At 62.8% G+C, this 16808-nt stretch carries 10 protein-coding genes and 1 pseudogene; 7 read left to right on the forward strand and 4 right to left on the reverse strand.

Features of this window, described 5'->3' with window-relative positions:
• Positions 1-102: 102 nt before the first annotated feature.
• Positions 103-1581: a sodium/proline symporter PutP gene (gene putP / locus IAE36_RS09180; RefSeq protein ID WP_201211959.1), complete on the reverse strand. Its 1479-nt coding sequence runs from the start codon at positions 1579-1581 to the stop codon at positions 103-105.
• Positions 1582-1944: 363 nt separating this feature from the next.
• On the opposite strand from putP, the gene putA reads away from it, so the two are divergent.
• Positions 1945-5898 (forward strand): trifunctional transcriptional regulator/proline dehydrogenase/L-glutamate gamma-semialdehyde dehydrogenase, encoded by a 3954-nt coding sequence (gene putA / locus IAE36_RS09185; protein WP_201211960.1) that lies wholly within the window; start codon positions 1945-1947, stop codon positions 5896-5898.
• A gap of 403 nt (positions 5899-6301) precedes the next feature.
• Here putA and IAE36_RS09190 read toward each other — a convergent pair.
• The 3 genes and pseudogenes from IAE36_RS09190 to IAE36_RS09200 form a co-directional block, all read right to left on the reverse strand.
• Positions 6302-6439, reverse strand: a pseudogene (locus IAE36_RS09190) (IS110 family transposase); the annotation flags it as partial.
• A 155-nt stretch (positions 6440-6594) separates the two neighbouring features.
• A complete protein-coding gene (locus IAE36_RS09195) occupies positions 6595-7014 on the reverse strand; it encodes a hypothetical protein (protein ID WP_201211962.1) in 420 nt (139 codons plus the stop codon).
• A 14-nt stretch (positions 7015-7028) separates the two neighbouring features.
• Positions 7029-7712, reverse strand: coding sequence for a hypothetical protein (locus IAE36_RS09200; RefSeq protein ID WP_201211964.1), 684 nt, complete (start codon positions 7710-7712; stop codon positions 7029-7031).
• A gap of 239 nt (positions 7713-7951) precedes the next feature.
• On the opposite strand from IAE36_RS09200, the gene IAE36_RS09205 reads away from it, so the two are divergent.
• From IAE36_RS09205 to IAE36_RS09230, 6 genes are all read left to right on the forward strand, one after another.
• Positions 7952-9754 carry an acyl-CoA dehydrogenase gene (locus IAE36_RS09205; RefSeq protein ID WP_201211966.1) on the forward strand — a complete coding sequence of 601 codons (1803 nt, stop codon included), beginning with the start codon at positions 7952-7954 and terminating at the stop codon, positions 9752-9754.
• A gap of 32 nt (positions 9755-9786) precedes the next feature.
• Positions 9787-11229, forward strand: a complete 1443-nt coding sequence (locus IAE36_RS09210) for a TldD/PmbA family protein (RefSeq protein WP_201211968.1) — start codon at positions 9787-9789, stop codon at positions 11227-11229.
• Positions 11229-12548 (forward strand): TldD/PmbA family protein, encoded by a 1320-nt coding sequence (locus tag IAE36_RS09215; RefSeq protein WP_201164527.1) that lies wholly within the window; start codon positions 11229-11231, stop codon positions 12546-12548. The genes IAE36_RS09210 and IAE36_RS09215 overlap by 1 nt, the downstream gene beginning before the upstream one ends.
• 94 nt (positions 12549-12642) lie before the next feature.
• The gene (mdtD, locus tag IAE36_RS09220; RefSeq protein ID WP_028631887.1) at positions 12643-14070 is read left to right on the forward strand and encodes a multidrug transporter subunit MdtD; all 1428 of its coding nucleotides are present in this window, start codon (positions 12643-12645) and stop codon (positions 14068-14070) included.
• 112 nt (positions 14071-14182) lie between these two features.
• Entirely contained in the window at positions 14183-15520 is a 1338-nt protein-coding gene (dbpA, locus tag IAE36_RS09225) for an ATP-dependent RNA helicase DbpA (protein WP_236408764.1), read from the forward strand.
• A 42-nt stretch (positions 15521-15562) separates the two neighbouring features.
• Positions 15563-16744 (forward strand): NAD(P)/FAD-dependent oxidoreductase, encoded by a 1182-nt coding sequence (locus IAE36_RS09230; protein WP_201211971.1) that lies wholly within the window; start codon positions 15563-15565, stop codon positions 16742-16744.
• Positions 16745-16808: the final 64 nt, after the last annotated feature.

The raw sequence follows: 16808 nt of genomic DNA on the forward strand, positions 1-16808 counted from the left end.
GGCAACTCCTGCGCGGGCGGCAAGTTTACCTTGCCTTGCCGGCCGCGTCAGGCCTGGCTGCTGGTTGGCGCCGACGGCAAGGCCGGCACCGCTGCGCCAGCCTTACTTCTCGGCGTGATAGGCAGCATCAGCCGTTTCGAAGCGCTGCACCATCGCCTGGCTCGGACGGCCCAGCTTGCTGAACAGCACGATGGCGAGGGTACCCAGCAGGAAGCCTGGGATGATTTCGTACAGGCCCCACGGGTCAATCTGCTTCCACAGGATGACAGTCAAAGCGCCAACCACGATGCCGGCCAGCGCACCGTTGCGGGTCATGCCCTTCCACAGCACCGACATCAGCACCACCGGGCCGAACGCTGCACCGAAGCCTGCCCAGGCGTAGGCCACCAGGCCCAGTACGCGGTTTTCCGGGTTGGCAGCCAGGGCGATGGCCACCAACGCCACGGCCAGCACCATCAACCGGCCAACCCACACCAGCTCCACCTGCGAAGCATTCTTGCGCAGGAAGGCCTTGTAGAAGTCCTCGGTCAAGGCGCTGGAGCACACCAGCAGCTGGCAGCTCAGGGTACTCATGACCGCCGCCAGGATGGCCGACAGCAGCACACCGGCAATCCAGGGGTTGAACAGGATCTTGGCCAGTTCGATGAACACCCGCTCGTGGTTTTCGTTAACCGGCCCGGCAAGCTCCGGGTTGGCGGAGAAGTAGGCGATGCCGAAGAAACCGACGGCGCAGGTGCCGACCAGGCACAGGATCATCCAGGTCATGGAGATGCGGCGGGCGTTGGCGATCGATTTCACCGAATCGGCCGCCATGAAGCGCGCCAGGATGTGCGGCTGGCCGAAGTAGCCCAGCCCCCAGCCCATCAGCGAAATGATACCGATGAAGCTGGCCCCCTTGAGCATGTCGAAGTTGGCCGGGTTGACCGCCTCGATCGCCGCGAAGGTCTGGTCGAAACCACCGGTTGAGATCAGCACGATCACCGGGGTGAGGATGAGCGCGAAGATCATCAGCGTTGCCTGCACCGTATCTGTCCAGCTCACCGCCAGAAAACCACCGACGAAGGTGTAGGCAATGGTGGCTGCTGCACCGGCCCACAGCGCCGTTTCGTAGGACATCCCGAAGGTGCTCTCGAACAGGCGGGCGCCGGCCACGATGCCGGAGGCGCAATAGATGGTGAAGAACACCAGGATGACCACGGCCGAGATGATGCGCAGCAGGCCGCTTTTGTCTTCGAAGCGGCTGGTGAAATAGTCCGGCAGGGTCAGTGCATCGCCATTGTGTTCGGTTTGCACGCGCAGGCGGCCAGCCACGAACAGCCAGTTCAGGTAGGCACCCACGGTGAGGCCGATGGCGATCCAGGCTTCGGAGAGGCCCGCGAAGTAGATGGCGCCCGGCAGGCCCATCAGCAGCCAGCCGCTCATGTCGGAGGCCCCCGCAGACAGCGCGGTGACCACGCTGCCCAGGCTGCGACCGCCCAGGATGTAGTCAGAAAGATTTTTAGTGGCGCGGTAGGCCGCAAAGCCGATCAGCACCATTGCGGCGATGTAGATCACAAACGTGATCGTGATTGGGTTACCCATGCGTGTGCCCTGGTGTTTGTTGTTATTTCATGTGCAACCGGTCGAGGCGGTTGCACCCAGGCGGGGAATGCTATGCAACAACGCAAATGGGGTGCAACCATTTTTCATTTTTCATTTGCAAGTTGCACCTGCCCATGCATTTTCAGATAAAGCCTGTTTTTTGCTCCTGTTTAGTGCATGGGAAGCGCATTTTTAGAACGAAACGACCATTCATGTCGCTTTCAGAAACTTCGGAAACGACCGTCAGACGAGTTGCACCCAGCTGTCGTGAAATTCGGGTTGCACCTGGTTGCACCCGGTTCTCGCTGCGGATAATCTTGGCGCCAGCTGACGCCACATTCGTGGCAATAACGAGGATAAGAAATGGCGACGACCACCCTTGGGGTCAAACTCGATGACCCTACCCGCGAACGACTCAAAGCCGCAGCGCAGTCCATCGACCGCACGCCGCATTGGTTGATCAAGCAGGCGATCTTCAACTACCTGGAGAAGCTCGAGGGTGGCGCGACCCTGAATGAAATCAACGGCCAGGCCGGTGGCCTAGCAGAGGATGCCGGGGACGCCCCGGTCGACCATGGCCACCAGTGCTTCCTGGAGTTCGCCGAGAGCATCCTGCCCCAGTCGGTACTGCGCTCGGCCATCACTGCAGCCTACCGCCGCCCCGAGCAGGAAGTGGTGCCCATGCTGCTGGAACAGGCCCGCCTGAGCGCACCGCTCGCCGAGGCCACCAACAAGATGGCCGCCGGTATCGCAGAAAAACTGCGTAACCAGAAAAGCGCCGGCGGGCGCGCCGGTATCGTTCAGGGGCTGCTGCAGGAATTTTCGCTGTCGTCCCAGGAAGGCGTGGCACTCATGTGCCTGGCCGAAGCCCTGCTGCGCATCCCCGACAAGGGCACCCGCGATGCGCTGATCCGCGACAAGATCAGCAACGGCAACTGGCAGCCCCACCTGGGCAACAGCCCATCGCTGTTCGTCAACGCCGCCACCTGGGGCCTGCTGCTTACCGGCAGGCTGGTCAGCACCCATAACGAGGCAGGCCTCACGTCGTCGCTCACCCGCATCATCGGCAAGAGCGGCGAGCCGATGATCCGCAAGGGTGTGGACATGGCCATGCGCCTGATGGGCGAGCAGTTCGTCACTGGCGAAACCATTGCCGAGGCACTGGCCAACGCCACCCGCTTCGAGTCCAAAGGGTTCCGCTACTCGTACGACATGCTGGGTGAGGCCGCCCTTACCGAGCACGACGCGCAGAAGTACCTGGCCTCCTACGAGCAGGCCATCCACTCCATCGGCAAGGCCTCCAATGGCCGCGGCATCTATGAAGGGCCCGGCATCTCGATCAAGTTGTCGGCGCTGCACCCGCGCTACAGCCGCGCCCAGTACGAGCGGGTGATGGATGAGCTGTACCCGCGCCTGCTGGCGCTGACCCTGCTGGCCAAGCAATACGATATTGGCCTGAACATCGACGCCGAAGAGGCCGACCGCCTGGAGCTGTCGCTCGACCTGCTCGAGCGCCTGTGCTTCGAGCCTGCGCTGGCGGGCTGGAACGGCATCGGCTTTGTCATCCAGGCTTACCAGAAGCGTTGCCCGTACGTGATCGACTACGTCATCGACCTGGCCAAGCGCAGCCGCCACCGCCTGATGATCCGCCTGGTCAAGGGCGCCTACTGGGACAGCGAAATCAAGCGTGCCCAAGTCGAAGGCCTGGAAGGCTACCCGGTCTACACGCGCAAGGTGTACACCGACGTGTCCTACGTGGCCTGTGCCCGCAAGCTGCTGGCCGTGCCGGAGGCCATCTACCCGCAGTTCGCCACCCACAATGCCCACACCTTGTCGGCCATCTACCATATTGCTGGCCAGAACTATTACCCAGGCCAGTACGAATTCCAGTGCCTGCATGGCATGGGCGAGCCCCTGTACGAGCAGGTGGTGGGCAAGATTGCCGACGGCAAGCTGAACCGGCCATGCCGGGTGTATGCCCCGGTGGGTACGCACGAAACCCTGCTGGCCTACCTGGTCCGCCGGCTGCTGGAAAACGGCGCCAACACCTCGTTCGTCAACCGTATCGCCGACCACTCCATCTCCATTCAGGAACTGGTGGCCGACCCGGTGCAGAGCATCGAGCGCATGGGGGCCCAGGAAGGCAGCATCGGCCTGCCGCACCCGCGCATCCCACTACCGCGCGAACTGTACGGCAGCGAGCGTGACAACTCGGCGGGCATCGACATGGCCAACGAACACCGCCTGGCGTCGCTGTCCTGCGCCATGCTGGCGACCGCCAACAATGACTGGAAGGCCGTGCCGCTGCTGGCCTGCGCTGCCAGCGAGGGCACGGTAGCTGAAGTGCTGAACCCGGCCGACCACCGCGATGTGGTGGGCCATGTGCAGGAAGCCACCACCGCCGACGTGGACAACGCCATCCAGTGCGCCCTGAATGCAGCGCCTATCTGGCAGGCCACCCCGCCCGCCGAGCGTGCGGCCATCCTGGAACGCACTGCCGACCTGATGGAAGCCGAAATCCAGCCGCTGATGGGCCTGCTCATTCGCGAGGCGGGCAAAACCTTCGCCAACGCCATTGCCGAAGTGCGCGAAGCGGTGGACTTCCTGCGTTACTACGCTGTACAGGCGCGCAACGCGTTCAGTAACGACGCCCACCGCCCGCTGGGCCCGGTGGTATGCATCAGCCCATGGAACTTCCCGCTGGCGATCTTCACCGGGCAAGTGGCGGCAGCCCTGGCAGCAGGCAACCCGGTGCTGGCCAAGCCAGCCGAGCAAACCCCGCTGATCGCCGCCCAGGCCGTTCGCCTGCTGCTGGAGGCAGGCATCCCGGAAGGTGTGCTGCAGCTGCTGCCAGGTCGCGGCGAAACCGTGGGCGCCGGCTTGGTGGGCGACGAGCGGGTCAAAGGTGTGATGTTCACCGGTTCCACCGAGGTCGCCCGCCTGCTGCAGCGCAATGTGGCCGGGCGCCTGGACAACCAGGGCCGGCCGATTCCGCTGATTGCCGAAACCGGCGGCCAGAACGCGATGATCGTGGATTCATCAGCACTGACCGAGCAGGTGGTGATCGACGTCGTGTCCTCGGCCTTCGACAGCGCCGGCCAGCGCTGCTCTGCCCTGCGGGTGCTGTGCCTGCAGGAAGACTGCGCCGACCGCGTGATTGAAATGCTCAAGGGCGCCATGGCTGAAAGCCGCCTCGGCTGCCCGGACCGCCTGGCCGTGGATATCGGCCCGGTGATCGACGGCGAAGCCAAGGCGGGTATTGAGAAGCACATCCAGGGCATGCGCGAGAAAGGCCGCCCGGTGTACCAGGTCGCCATCGCCGATGCCACCGAGCTCAAGCGCGGCACCTTCGTGATGCCAACCCTGATCGAGCTGGACAGCTTCGACGAGCTCAAGCGCGAGATTTTCGGCCCGGTGCTGCACGTGGTGCGCTACAACCGGCGCAACCTGGACCAGTTGATCGAGCAGATCAACAACTCCGGCTACGGCCTGACACTGGGCGTGCACACCCGTATCGACGAAACCATCGCCAAGGTGGTGGAAAGCGCCAACGCCGGCAACATGTACGTCAACCGCAACATTGTCGGTGCCGTGGTCGGGGTACAGCCATTCGGTGGTGAAGGCTTGTCGGGCACCGGCCCGAAAGCGGGTGGCCCGCTGTACCTCTATCGCCTGCTGTCGACTCGCCCGGCAGATGCCATCGGCCAGCACTTCGAGCAGCAGGACGGCGACGGCAAGCCTGACCGTGCGCTGCATGAGCAACTGGTCAAGCCGTTGCATGCATTGAAGGCCTGGGCACAAGGCAACCAGCTGAGCGAGCTGGCCACGCTGTGCAGCCAGTTCGCCACCCAGTCGCAAAGCGGCATCGCGCGCCTGCTGCCTGGCCCGACCGGCGAACGCAACACCTACACCATCCTGCCCCGCGAGCATGTGCTGTGCCTGGCCGACAACGAGGCCGACCTGCTCGCGCAGCTTGCTGCGGTGCTGGCGGTGGGCAGTTCGGCGGTGTGGGCCGACAACGAACCCGGCAAGGCCCTGCGCAATCGCCTGCCGCGCGAGCTGCAGGACAAGGTCCGATTGACGGCGGACTGGAGCAAGGATGACGTGGCGTTCGACGCCGTGATCCACCATGGTGACTCGGACCAGCTGCGCGGGGTATGCCAGCAGGTCGCCAAGCGCGCCGGGGCCATCGTGGGGGTACATGGGCTGTCCAGCGGGGATCACCAGATTGCGCTGGAGCGGCTGGTGATTGAGCGGGCGGTGAGTGTGAACACTGCGGCGGCGGGCGGGAATGCCAGTTTGATGACTATTGGTTGATCGCTGTTGGTAAGAAAGGAGAGCTTCGGCTCTCCTTGTTTATGGGCGCATGGTTTGAGATGTTCAGCGCCTGTGAGATCGAGCGCCGCCCGCGCGGCGCATCGCGAGCTTCGCTCGCTCCTACGTTTGTTTCGGGCCAGTCATGCCTGCGTCAGAGGCGCGCGACCGCTTGGTTTGTACGACGCGATATCGTGTCGTGCACCAGAGCATTAGCGCGCAAATCCCGCAGGAATAATTGGCCCGAAACAAACGTAGGAGATTCTACGGCTGCAGGCAACTTTCCAGCAGGGAAGCCTTCTGCCTGCCTAACCAGCACTGCAGGCACACGGCTGCGCGCTTGAAAATCCTCCCAGTCGTTGGGGCAGCGTGATCATTCCGAGCGGGCTGCCTAGCAGCCCTGGGCTTATGAGGCCAGTTTGGCGCCTCCGGTGTATATCTCAGGCTTCCAATCGGCTTGATGCTTCATCAGGCCGAGGGCCAGGCGTACCAAGCGACGAGCAATAATCACCAAGGCCTCAGTGGTTTTCTTTCCACGTGCTTGAAGTGCGATGAATCAGTTTGCGATTCTGTACGGAGATAGGTTCATCAGGCCGACCTGGTGAAAATCAGGGCCTGCCTAACGGCAGGCTGTTACCGGCCCGAACATAAAAACTGACAGTCCCGCTTCAAAGCAAGCACATTAATGCCCTACGTCCTTTAGGTGCGCCGTCGCCAAAGCCACCAAAGACTCCAGGCTTTAGCTCCCTCAGAAGCAACGATAATGGTTAACCAAATCCACGTACTGGTATCAGGCAATAGCAAAATCAAGGAAAACGATGGAATTATAAAGAAAATGCGAAAAGGAATTTGTACACCAGCCAAGTAGAGCCCGGAGACTCTTCCCAAGCAAAGCAATAGACTACTGGCGATAAGAGAGATCTGGATCATTAGTCCCATCCAAATCAGAAATTCAAGCCCTCCCCCCCACTGCTCCATGTTTGCGAGGGCAGAATTGAGGTCGCTCACAAAGGGTGTCACACCTCTGTTCAAACTACTGAACACCACGAACGAAACGTAAAAAGCATCCATACCACCCCAAAGCAAACCGACCAACCGCGTTGGCTTTGTCAAGTCCATGTTCCAGGTCATTTTTATTTCAACTCATACTCTTCGTTTGCGATGACTGGCCGCCAATGCCATGATGACCCGGATACATCCCATGCATCATCAGCCTCAACATAAACTTGCGTGGTTTTCCGCTCCATACCATATCTATGAATTATTGAAGACAATGCAACGTTGCGTTCTTCAGCGTTAAGCGGTACCCACTCCTGTGTTACGGTCCGCGTCGTATTGGCAAAATCTTTCCCTGACGACAAAAAAACTCGACCTTCATCGCCCCTCGACACCAGGAAATTTGCAAAAAAGGCAGCACTCGAAGCAAATTTAGCAACCTGCATAGATGTTATCTTCCACTTGCCCGGGCCACTCATCCCAGAGACAGTATTAATCAAATGATCGCCGTCATTTTGCCTACTACAAATCCTTGCATACCAATTCTCTTCGATATTTATCGGCTTGAATGGTTCATCTTTTATCAGCATCCACTCGCCTGACGCAACCGGTCCGAGCGCTCTATCAATTTGATCGCCCACAAGGCTAACCGAGCTATAATACAGACCACACTCCTTCAGGAGCTCAGTTACACCATATATCTCTCGAACGCAACCTCTACTGTTCAAGTTATCTCTAATTATCGAGACCGCAAAGAATGGATCTTCGACTTTGCGCAGATCTTCTTTACTGACAGCCGTCCAGCGAGTGAGCTTTTCCATTGCCAATCCTCAATTCCAAAGACTGACATTTATATTATTTAACTCAAGAACGCCGCATGGAAACGTTCGAAAATATTGTGGGAAATTTCCCTGGTTTGCGTGGGAAATAAGATGTGAACAGATGCCAGACCGCTAGATGTCATTGAGTTTTCTAAACCCATATCACCCACACCTATTAACCTGTCCCTCCCACAACCACCCCCCCTACACTCGCCGCATTCCGCCTCAGGACCGCGACCATGCCCGAGACCCTGCTCAGCTCCCGCAACCTCACCTTCGAACTCTACGAAGTCCTCGACGCCGAAGCCCTCACCCAACGCCCGCGTTTCGCCGAGCACAGCCGCGAAACCTTCGACGCAGCGCTGACCACGGCGCGCACCATTGCCGAGAAATATTTCGCACCGCACAACCGCAAAGCCGATGAAAACGAACCGCGCTATGTGAACGGCTGCGCCGAGTTGATTCCCGAGGTCAAACCCGCCGTCGACGCCTTTCTCCAGGCAGGCTTTCTCAACGCCAACAGGGATTTCGAAGCCGGCGGCATGCAACTGCCCAGCCTGGTGTCACAGGCCTGCTTTGCCCACTTCCAGGCGGCTAACGCCGGCACCACCGCCTACCCCTTCCTGACCATGGGCGCCGCCAACCTGATCGAGAGCTTTGGCAACGAGGAACAAAAGCGGCTGTTTCTACAACCCATGATCGAGGGCCGCTACTTCGGCACCATGGCCCTGACCGAACCCCACGCCGGCTCGTCGCTGGCCGATATCCGCACCCGCGCCGAGCCGGTAGGCGATGGCAGCTACCGGCTCAAGGGCAACAAGATCTTCATCTCCGGCGGTGATCACGCGCTGTCGGAAAACATCGTGCACATGGTGCTGGCCAAGCTGCCGGACGCCCCACCCGGGGTGAAAGGTATCTCCCTGTTCATCGTGCCCAAGTTCCGCGTCAACCCAGACGGTAGCCTGGGCCCACGTAACGACGTGCTGCTGGCCGGGCTGTTCCACAAGATGGGCTGGCGCGGCACCACCTCCACTGCGCTCAACTTCGGCGACAACGGCCAGTGCATCGGCTACCTGGTCGGCCAGCCGCACCAAGGCCTGGCCTGCATGTTCCAGATGATGAACGAGGCCCGCATCGGCGTAGGCATGGGCGCCGTGATGCTAGGCTACGCGGGCTACCTGTATTCACTGGAATATGCCCGCCAGCGCCCCCAGGGCCGATCACTGGAAGACAGGAACCCGCACACCCCACCCGTGCCCATCATCGCCCACAGCGATGTGAGGCGGATGTTGCTGGCACAGAAGGCCTACGTTGAAGGCGCTTTCGACCTGGGGCTGTATGCGGCGCGCCTGTTTGACGATACCCACACAGCCCGCGACCAGGCTACACGCGAGCAGGCCCAGCAGTTGCTCGACCTGCTCACCCCTGTGGTCAAGTCGTGGCCTTCGGCCTTCTGCCTCAAGGGCAACGAGCTGGCGGTGCAGATACTGGGCGGCCACGGCTACACCCGTGAGTACCCCGTGGAGCAGTACTACCGCGACAACCGCCTGAACCCGATTCACGAAGGCACCGAAGGCATACAGGCACTCGACCTGCTCGGCCGCAAGCTGGCGCAGCACAACGGCGCCGGCCTCAAGCAACTGATGCGCCTGGTGGCAGCCACCGGCGAACGCGCCAGCCACCACCCCAACCTGGACCCGCTGCGCGAGCCGCTCGAACACCTGGTCAGCCGCCTGCAGGCGGTCACCCTGGCCCTGCTTGGCGACCTCGCGCAGGGCCACGCTGCACAGGCCCTGGCCAACTCGGCCCTGTACCAGAGAGTGTTCGGCCATTGCGTGATCGGCTGGCGCTGGCTGGAGCAAGCCATCCACGCCGAACTCGGGTTATTGAAGGGTAATGACGGTGACCGCGACTTCTACCGGGGCAAGTTGCAGGCGGCGCGTTATTTCCTGACCTGGGAGGTGCCTGGCTGCCATAATGTCCTGGCACTGCTCGAGGCCCGCGATGCGACCTGCCTCGGCATGCAGGATGAGTGGTTCTAAGGGGGAGCCACCGCGCAAACGGAGGCCTGCCCATGTTCGATTCCAGCGCCTTGCTGCGCCAGCGCTTCGCCGCGCTGCGCAGTTCGGCCGAGGTGTTTTCCCTGCGTCATGTCAAACAGTCGCACCAGGCGCTGTCGGTGCGGCGCAACGTAGCCGAACCACCGTTTTTCAGCCAGGACGAAGGCGCCATGCTGACCGCACGGGTGGCTGGGGTAGAGGCTTACGCCGCCACTGCCGACCTCAGCCAGGCAGGCCTGCAGCGTGCACTGGAACAGGCCGAGGCGCTGGCGCGGCAAATCGCCCGGCACAGCCTGCTCGACCTGCGTGGGCAGGCCGTTCCCACTGGGCAGTATGACGTTGTCTCGCCCCATTTCGATGAGGCCATACCCTCCCTTGCCAACTGCCTGGCCCTGCTCGCGGCGGAGTCAGCCAGCGTGCCCGCCGACGAGCGCCTGGTGGACTGGCAAGCCAGCCTGGGCGTGAGTGTGGTGGAGCAAACCTACCTGAACTCTGCTGGCGCCGAGCTGCGCCATGCTCAACGCTTTCTGTTTCCCGGCCTGAGCGTCACCGCCAGCGATGGCCAGGACAGCCAGAGCCGCAGCCTGGGCCGGGAAAACTTCGGCCAGCAGGGTGGCTTCGAGGTCGTCGAGCGTTGCGGCCTGGTAGGCGCAGCCCAGCGGGTAGCCGACCAGGCCCTGCAACTGCTGCTGGCGCCCAATACCCCTGAAGGCCAGCGTGACCTGTTGCTGATGCCCGACCAGATGATGCTGCAGATCCACGAATCCATCGGCCACCCCCTGGAAATGGACCGCATCTTGGGCGATGAGCGCAACTACGCGGGCACCAGCTTCATAAAAGCCAGTGATTTTGGCCACCTGCAATACGGGTCGGCATTGCTGAACGTGACCTTCGATCCGACCATAAGCGAAGAACTGGCCAGCTATGGTTTCGATGACGACGGCACCCCGGCAACCAAGCAGTTCTTGATCCGTGACGGCGTGTTGCTGCGCCCGCTGGGAGGCGCGCTGTCGCAGTACCGCTCTGGCCTGGAGGGCGTTGCCAACAGCCGTGCCTGTAGCTGGAACAGGGCGCCCATCGACCGCATGGCCAACCTGAACATCGAGCCGGGTGATCGGTCACTGGAACAACTGGTGCAGGGTATCGAGCACGGCATCCTGATGCGCACCAACCGCTCCTGGTCAATCGATGACGCCCGCAACAAATTCCAGTTCGGCTGCGAATGGGGGCAACTGATCGAGAACGGCGAGCTCAAGGGCATCGTCAAGAACCCCAATTACCGCGGTATCTCGGCGCAATTCTGGCGCAACCTGGCCGCCGTCGGCGACCGCAGCACGTTCCAGGTGCTGGGCACGCCCAATTGCGGCAAGGGCGAGCCTAACCAGGTGGTAAGGGTGGGCCATGCGGCGCCAGCCTGCGTATTCCGCCAAATCGACGTGTTCGGAGGGCAGGCCTGATGCAACATGCTTTCGAAGCCCTGGTGGGGGTGGCGCACAACGCCCTGCACGCCGGCGAGCAATTCACCCTCGGCTACAGCGCCGAGCAGTCTCGGTTTGTGCGTTTCAACCACGCCAAGGTGCGCCAGGCGGGGGATGTAAGCCAGGCCAGCGCGCACCTGCGGCTGATCCGCGACGGCCGCCAGGCCGAGCAGTTGGTCACCTTGAGCGGTGAGGCACAGGTAGACGGCCAACGGCTGGAGGCTGCCATGCAGTTGCTACGCCAGACGCTACCCCTGCTGCCAATAGACCCGTATCTGCAACTGAACACCGCCCCCTGGAATAGCCTGAGCTGCCAGGCAGCACCGCTGCCGGCGCTCGATGAAGTACTAGCGCTGATCGAACGCGAGGCAGGTGACCTGGACCTGGTCGGTATCTATGCCGCCGGCCCTGTGTGCCGTGGCTTTGCCAGCTCGTTCGGCGCCTTCGGCTGGCACCAGGCCAACAGCTTCAACATGGACTGGAGCCTGTTCCACGAGAATGGCCAGGCCGTCAAAGCCAACTATGCCGGGCAAACCTGGAACGCGGGTGATTTCACCCAGCGCCTGCGCCAGGCCCGTGACCAGCTGGGTTTTTTGGGCCAACCGGCCATTACCCTCAAGCCTGGCAGCTATCGTGCGTACCTCGCGCCTGCAGCCATGGACGAAATTGCCGGGATGCTGTGCTGGGGAGGCTTCTCGGCCCAGGCCCTGGCCACCGGTAACAGTGCCCTACAGCGCCTGTACAACGGCGATGGGCAATTGAGCCCGCTGGTGAGTTTCAGCGAGCAGGTCAGCGGCTCGCTGAGCCCGGCGTTTTCCGATGAAGGCTCGCCGCGCATGGACGTGCCGCTGATTCAGCACGGCAAGGCCCGCCAGCAGTTGACCAGTGCACGCAGCGCCGCAGAGTTCCAGCGGGTGGCCAATGGCGCCGACAGCTACGAATCGCCCTGTGCACTGAGCATGGCCGGCGGGAACCTGCCCAGCGAAGCGGTACTGCAGCGCCTCGGCACCGGCCTGTATATCAGCAACCTGTGGTACCTGAACTACTCCGACCTGCCCGCAGCGCGCATGACCGGGCTGACCCGCTTTGCCACGTTCTGGGTCGAGAACGGGGCGATACAGGGGCCGGTGAATACCATGCGCTTCGACGACAGCCTGTACAGTTTGCTGGGCAGCCAGCTGGAGGACCTGACCCAGGAGCGGGAGATGATCCTGTCGACCAGTACCTATGGGCAGCGCAGTACCGGATCGAGTCATTTGCCGGGGGCACTGGTCAAAGGGCTTAACCTGACATTGTGACTGGCATTACCGGCCTCATCGCGGGCAAGCCCACCGCCACACGGGCGTGCGCCACAGCCCCGCGACGAGGCCGGTAACGACAAACGAGGACGTCATGCCCGAACGCACCCCGCTGGACCCTGTCACCGCCCGCTGGATCCCGTGGGTGGTGGCCATTGCCTTCTTCATGCAGTCGCTGGACGGCACCATCCTCAACACCGCGCTGCCAGCCATGGCCCGGTCCCTGGCCGAAGACCCCCTGCGCATGCAGGGGGTGATCATCTCGTACATGCTCACCGTCGCCCTGCTGATCCCGGCTTCGGGCTGGATCGCCGACCGCTTCGGCACCAAGCGCATCTTCTTCAGTGCCATCTTGCTGTTCAGCTTCGGTTCGCTGCTGTGCGCAGTCGCCAACAGCCTGGGCTTCCTGATTTTCGCGCGCATCGTGCAGGGGCTGGGCGGGGCGCTGATGCTGCCGGTTGGCCGGCTGGTGGTGCTGCGCGCATACCCGCGCACCGAGCTGGTGCGGATCATGAGCTTCATCACCATCCCCGGCCTGCTCGGCCCGTTGCTTGGCCCCACGGTGGGCGGCTGGCTGGTGGAAATCCTGAGCTGGCACTGGATCTTCTTGCTCAACCTGCCGGTGGGCCTGATTGGCTGCTATGCGGTATGGAAATTCATCCCCGACCTGCGCGGCGCTGAGCGCACCACCTTCGACGGCCCGGGCTTTGTGCTGTTTGGCGCAGCGATGGTGCTGATCACCATCGCCATGGAAGGCCTGGGCGAGCTGCACCTGCCCCACCTGCGGGTGATGCTGCTGCTGTTCGCCGGCATGGCCTGCCTGGCGGCGTACTGGCTGCGCGCCGGGCGCGACCCGGAGCCGTTGTTCTCACCCAGCCTGTTCCGCGTACGCACCTTCGCCATCGGCATCCTCGGCAACCTGTTCGCCCGCCTGGGCAGCGGTGCCCTGCCGTTTCTGGTGCCGTTGCTGCTGCAGGTGGCGCTTGGCTACTCGCCGGCCCAGGCCGGCATGAGCATGATCCCGCTGGCCGCCGCCGCCATGCTCGCCAAGTCCATCGCGCGGCCGCTGATCGAGCGCCTGGGCTACCGCATCATCCTCACCGGCAACACGTTGCTGCTGGGGCTGCTGCTGGCCGGCCTGGGCCTGGTAGACGAGCAGACGCCGTACTGGCTGCTGCTGGTGCAATTGGGCCTGCTGGGGGCGGTGAACTCCCTGCAGTTCACCGCCATGAACACGGTAACGCTGATCGACCTCGACGACGCCAGCGCCAGCAGCGGCAACAGCCTGCTGTCGGTGGTGGCACAGTTGTCGCTGAGCCTGGGCGTTGCCTGTGCTGGCGCGTTGCTGGGCGGGTTCACGGCGGCGGGCAGCGCCGAAGGCGTTGAAACCACCCTTGGCGCCTTCCAGCTGACGTTCTTCACCATCGGCGTCATGGCCATGCTGGCTGCGGCGATTTTCCTGCAGCTGGCACCCACGGACGGAAGGCGTGCCCGTCGTCCGGAACAGCACATGGAGTCTTAGGGGGAATGGCATCGAGGCTGGTAGACTGTGCGGCATTTTTCGCTTCGCACCGCAGGCCCGCCTCGTGACCACCGACTCCACCGCCTTTGCCACATTGCCGCTGTCTTCCGCCATGCTGGCCAACCTGGACGCCCTTGGCTATGCCTCGATGACGCCCATCCAGGCCCAGAGCCTGCCGGTCATTCTCAAAGGCAAGGACCTGATCGCCCAGGCCAAGACTGGCAGCGGCAAGACCGCCGCCTTCGGCATCGGCCTGCTCAACCCCATCAACCCGCGCTATTTTGGCTGCCAGGCCTTGGTGCTGTGCCCCACCCGCGAGCTGGCTGACCAAGTGGCCAAAGAGCTGCGCCGCCTGGCGCGGGCCGAGGACAACATCAAGATCCTCACCCTGTGCGGCGGGGTGTCCCTGGGCCCGCAGATCGCTTCGCTGGAGCATGGCGCGCACATCATCGTCGGCACGCCGGGGCGTATCCAGCAACACCTCGACAAAGGCACCCTGGTGCTCAGCGGGCTCAACACACTGGTGCTGGACGAAGCCGACCGCATGCTGGACATGGGCTTCTTCGATGCCATCGCCAGCATCATCGGCAAGACCCCGGCACGTCGCCAGACCCTGCTGTTCTCGGCCACCTACCCGGCCGGCATCAAGCAACTGGCGGCAGAGTTCATGCGTGACCCGCAGCAGGTGAAGGTCGAGAGCCTGCACACCGACAACCAGATCGAACAGCGCTTCATCGAGATCGACCCCCAGCAGCGCCTGGAGGCGGTGACCCGCGTGCTGGGCCACTATCGCCCGCAGTCCTGCGTGGCCTTCTGCTTCACCAAGCAGCAATGCGAGGATGTGGTCGCCCACCTCACCGCCAAGGGCATCGTCGCCCAGGCGCTGCACGGCGACCTGGAGCAACGTGACCGCGACCAGGTGCTGACCATGTTCGCCAACCGCAGCAGCTCGGTCCTGGTGGCCACCGACGTGGCAGCCCGCGGCCTGGACATCGACGGCCTGGACATGGTCATCAACGTGGAACTGGCCCGCGACGCCGAGATCCACGTGCACCGGGTGGGCCGCACCGGCCGTGCCGGCGAGAAGGGCATTGCCGTCAGCCTGGTAGCGCCGGCCGAGGGCCACCGGGCCCAGGCCATCGAAGCCTTGCAGAACAGCCCGTTGCGCTGGGACCCGTTGGACAGCCTGAAGAACAAGGGCGGCGAGCCGCTGCTGCCAGTCATGAGCACCCTGTGCATCGCCGCGGGACGCAAGGACAAGCTGCGCCCGGGCGACATTCTGGGCGCCCTGACGGGGGATGCGGGCATCCCGGGCAAGCAGGTGGGCAAAATCGCCATTTTCGACTTCCAGGCATTCGTTGCCGTGGAACGGGCACTGGCCAAGCAGGCCATGCAGCGGCTCAACAGCGGCAAGATCAAGGGGCGGTCCCTGAAAGTCCGTATTTTGTAAGGCCCCACAGGGCTCAGCATTTCAAATCTGAAGGTTCAGAACGTGCACTCCACCGATGTAATCATTCTCGGCGCCGGCGCCGCCGGCTTGATGTGTGCCCAGCTCAGCGCCCGCCGTGGCCGCAAGGTGCTGGTCCTCGACCACGCCAACAAGCCCGGCAAAAAGATCCTCATGTCCGGCGGCGGGCGCTGCAACTTCACCAACCTGTACACCGAGCCGGGCAACTTCCTTTCGCACAACGCGCACTTCTGCAAATCAGCCTTGGCCCGCTACACCCAGTGGGACTTCATCGAGCTGGTCTGCAAGCATGGCGTGGCGTACCACGAGAAAAAGCTCGGCCAGCTGTTCTGCGACAACAAGGCCAGCGACATCCTCGACATGCTGCTGGCCGAGTGCGATGAAGCCGGTGCTGAAATCCGCATGCACACCAGCATCGAGCAGGTCGAGAAAACCGACAGCGGCTACCGGCTGCAAACCAGCGGCGGCACTTTCGCCTGCCAGTCGCTGGTGATCGCCACGGGTGGCCTGTCCATCCCCACGCTGGGTGCCACCGGGTTTGGCTACCAGGTGGCGCGCCAGTTCGGCCACACGCTGCTGCCCACCCGCGCCGGCCTGGTGCCGTTCACCATCACCGAGCCGCAACTTAAGGCCATGTGCACGGAACTGTCCGGCACCTCGCTGGATTGCACAGCCAGCTGCAACGGCAGCAGCTTCCGCGAGAACCTGCTGTTCACCCACCGTGGCCTGAGTGGCCCCGCCATCCTGCAGGTTTCATCGTTCTGGGAAGCCGGCGACACCGTCGAGATCAACCTGCTGCCCGACCGCGATGCACTGGGCTGGCTGCAACAGATGCAGGCCGAACGCGCCAACGCCGAACTCAAGACGGTGCTGGGCGAGGTGTTCACCCGCAAGCTGGCCACCCTGCTGGCCGAGCAGTGGTTCAGCTCAAGGCCCATGAAGCAGTACACCCCGGCCGAGCTGCAGCACATCGCCGACACGCTGGCCCACTGGCAGGTGGTGCCGGCCGGTACCGAGGGTTACCGCACCGCCGAAGTAACCCTGGGCGGGGTGGACACCCGCGAGGTGTCGTCCAAGACCATGGAATCGCTCAAGAGCCCGGGGCTGTACTTCATTGGCGAAGTGCTGGATGTGACCGGCCACTTGGGCGGTTTCAATTTCCAGTGGGCCTGGGCCTCGGCCAATGCCGCAGCGCAGTTCGTGTAGAGTAGAATTCATTGCGCAGCACGGAACGCTTCTTGCTGGTCCGTGCTCAATGCATTCATTCGAT

Origin of the sequence: Pseudomonas sp. S36 (genome assembly GCF_016647875.1) — a bacterium.
GTDB lineage: Bacteria > Pseudomonadota > Gammaproteobacteria > Pseudomonadales > Pseudomonadaceae > Aquipseudomonas > Aquipseudomonas parafulva.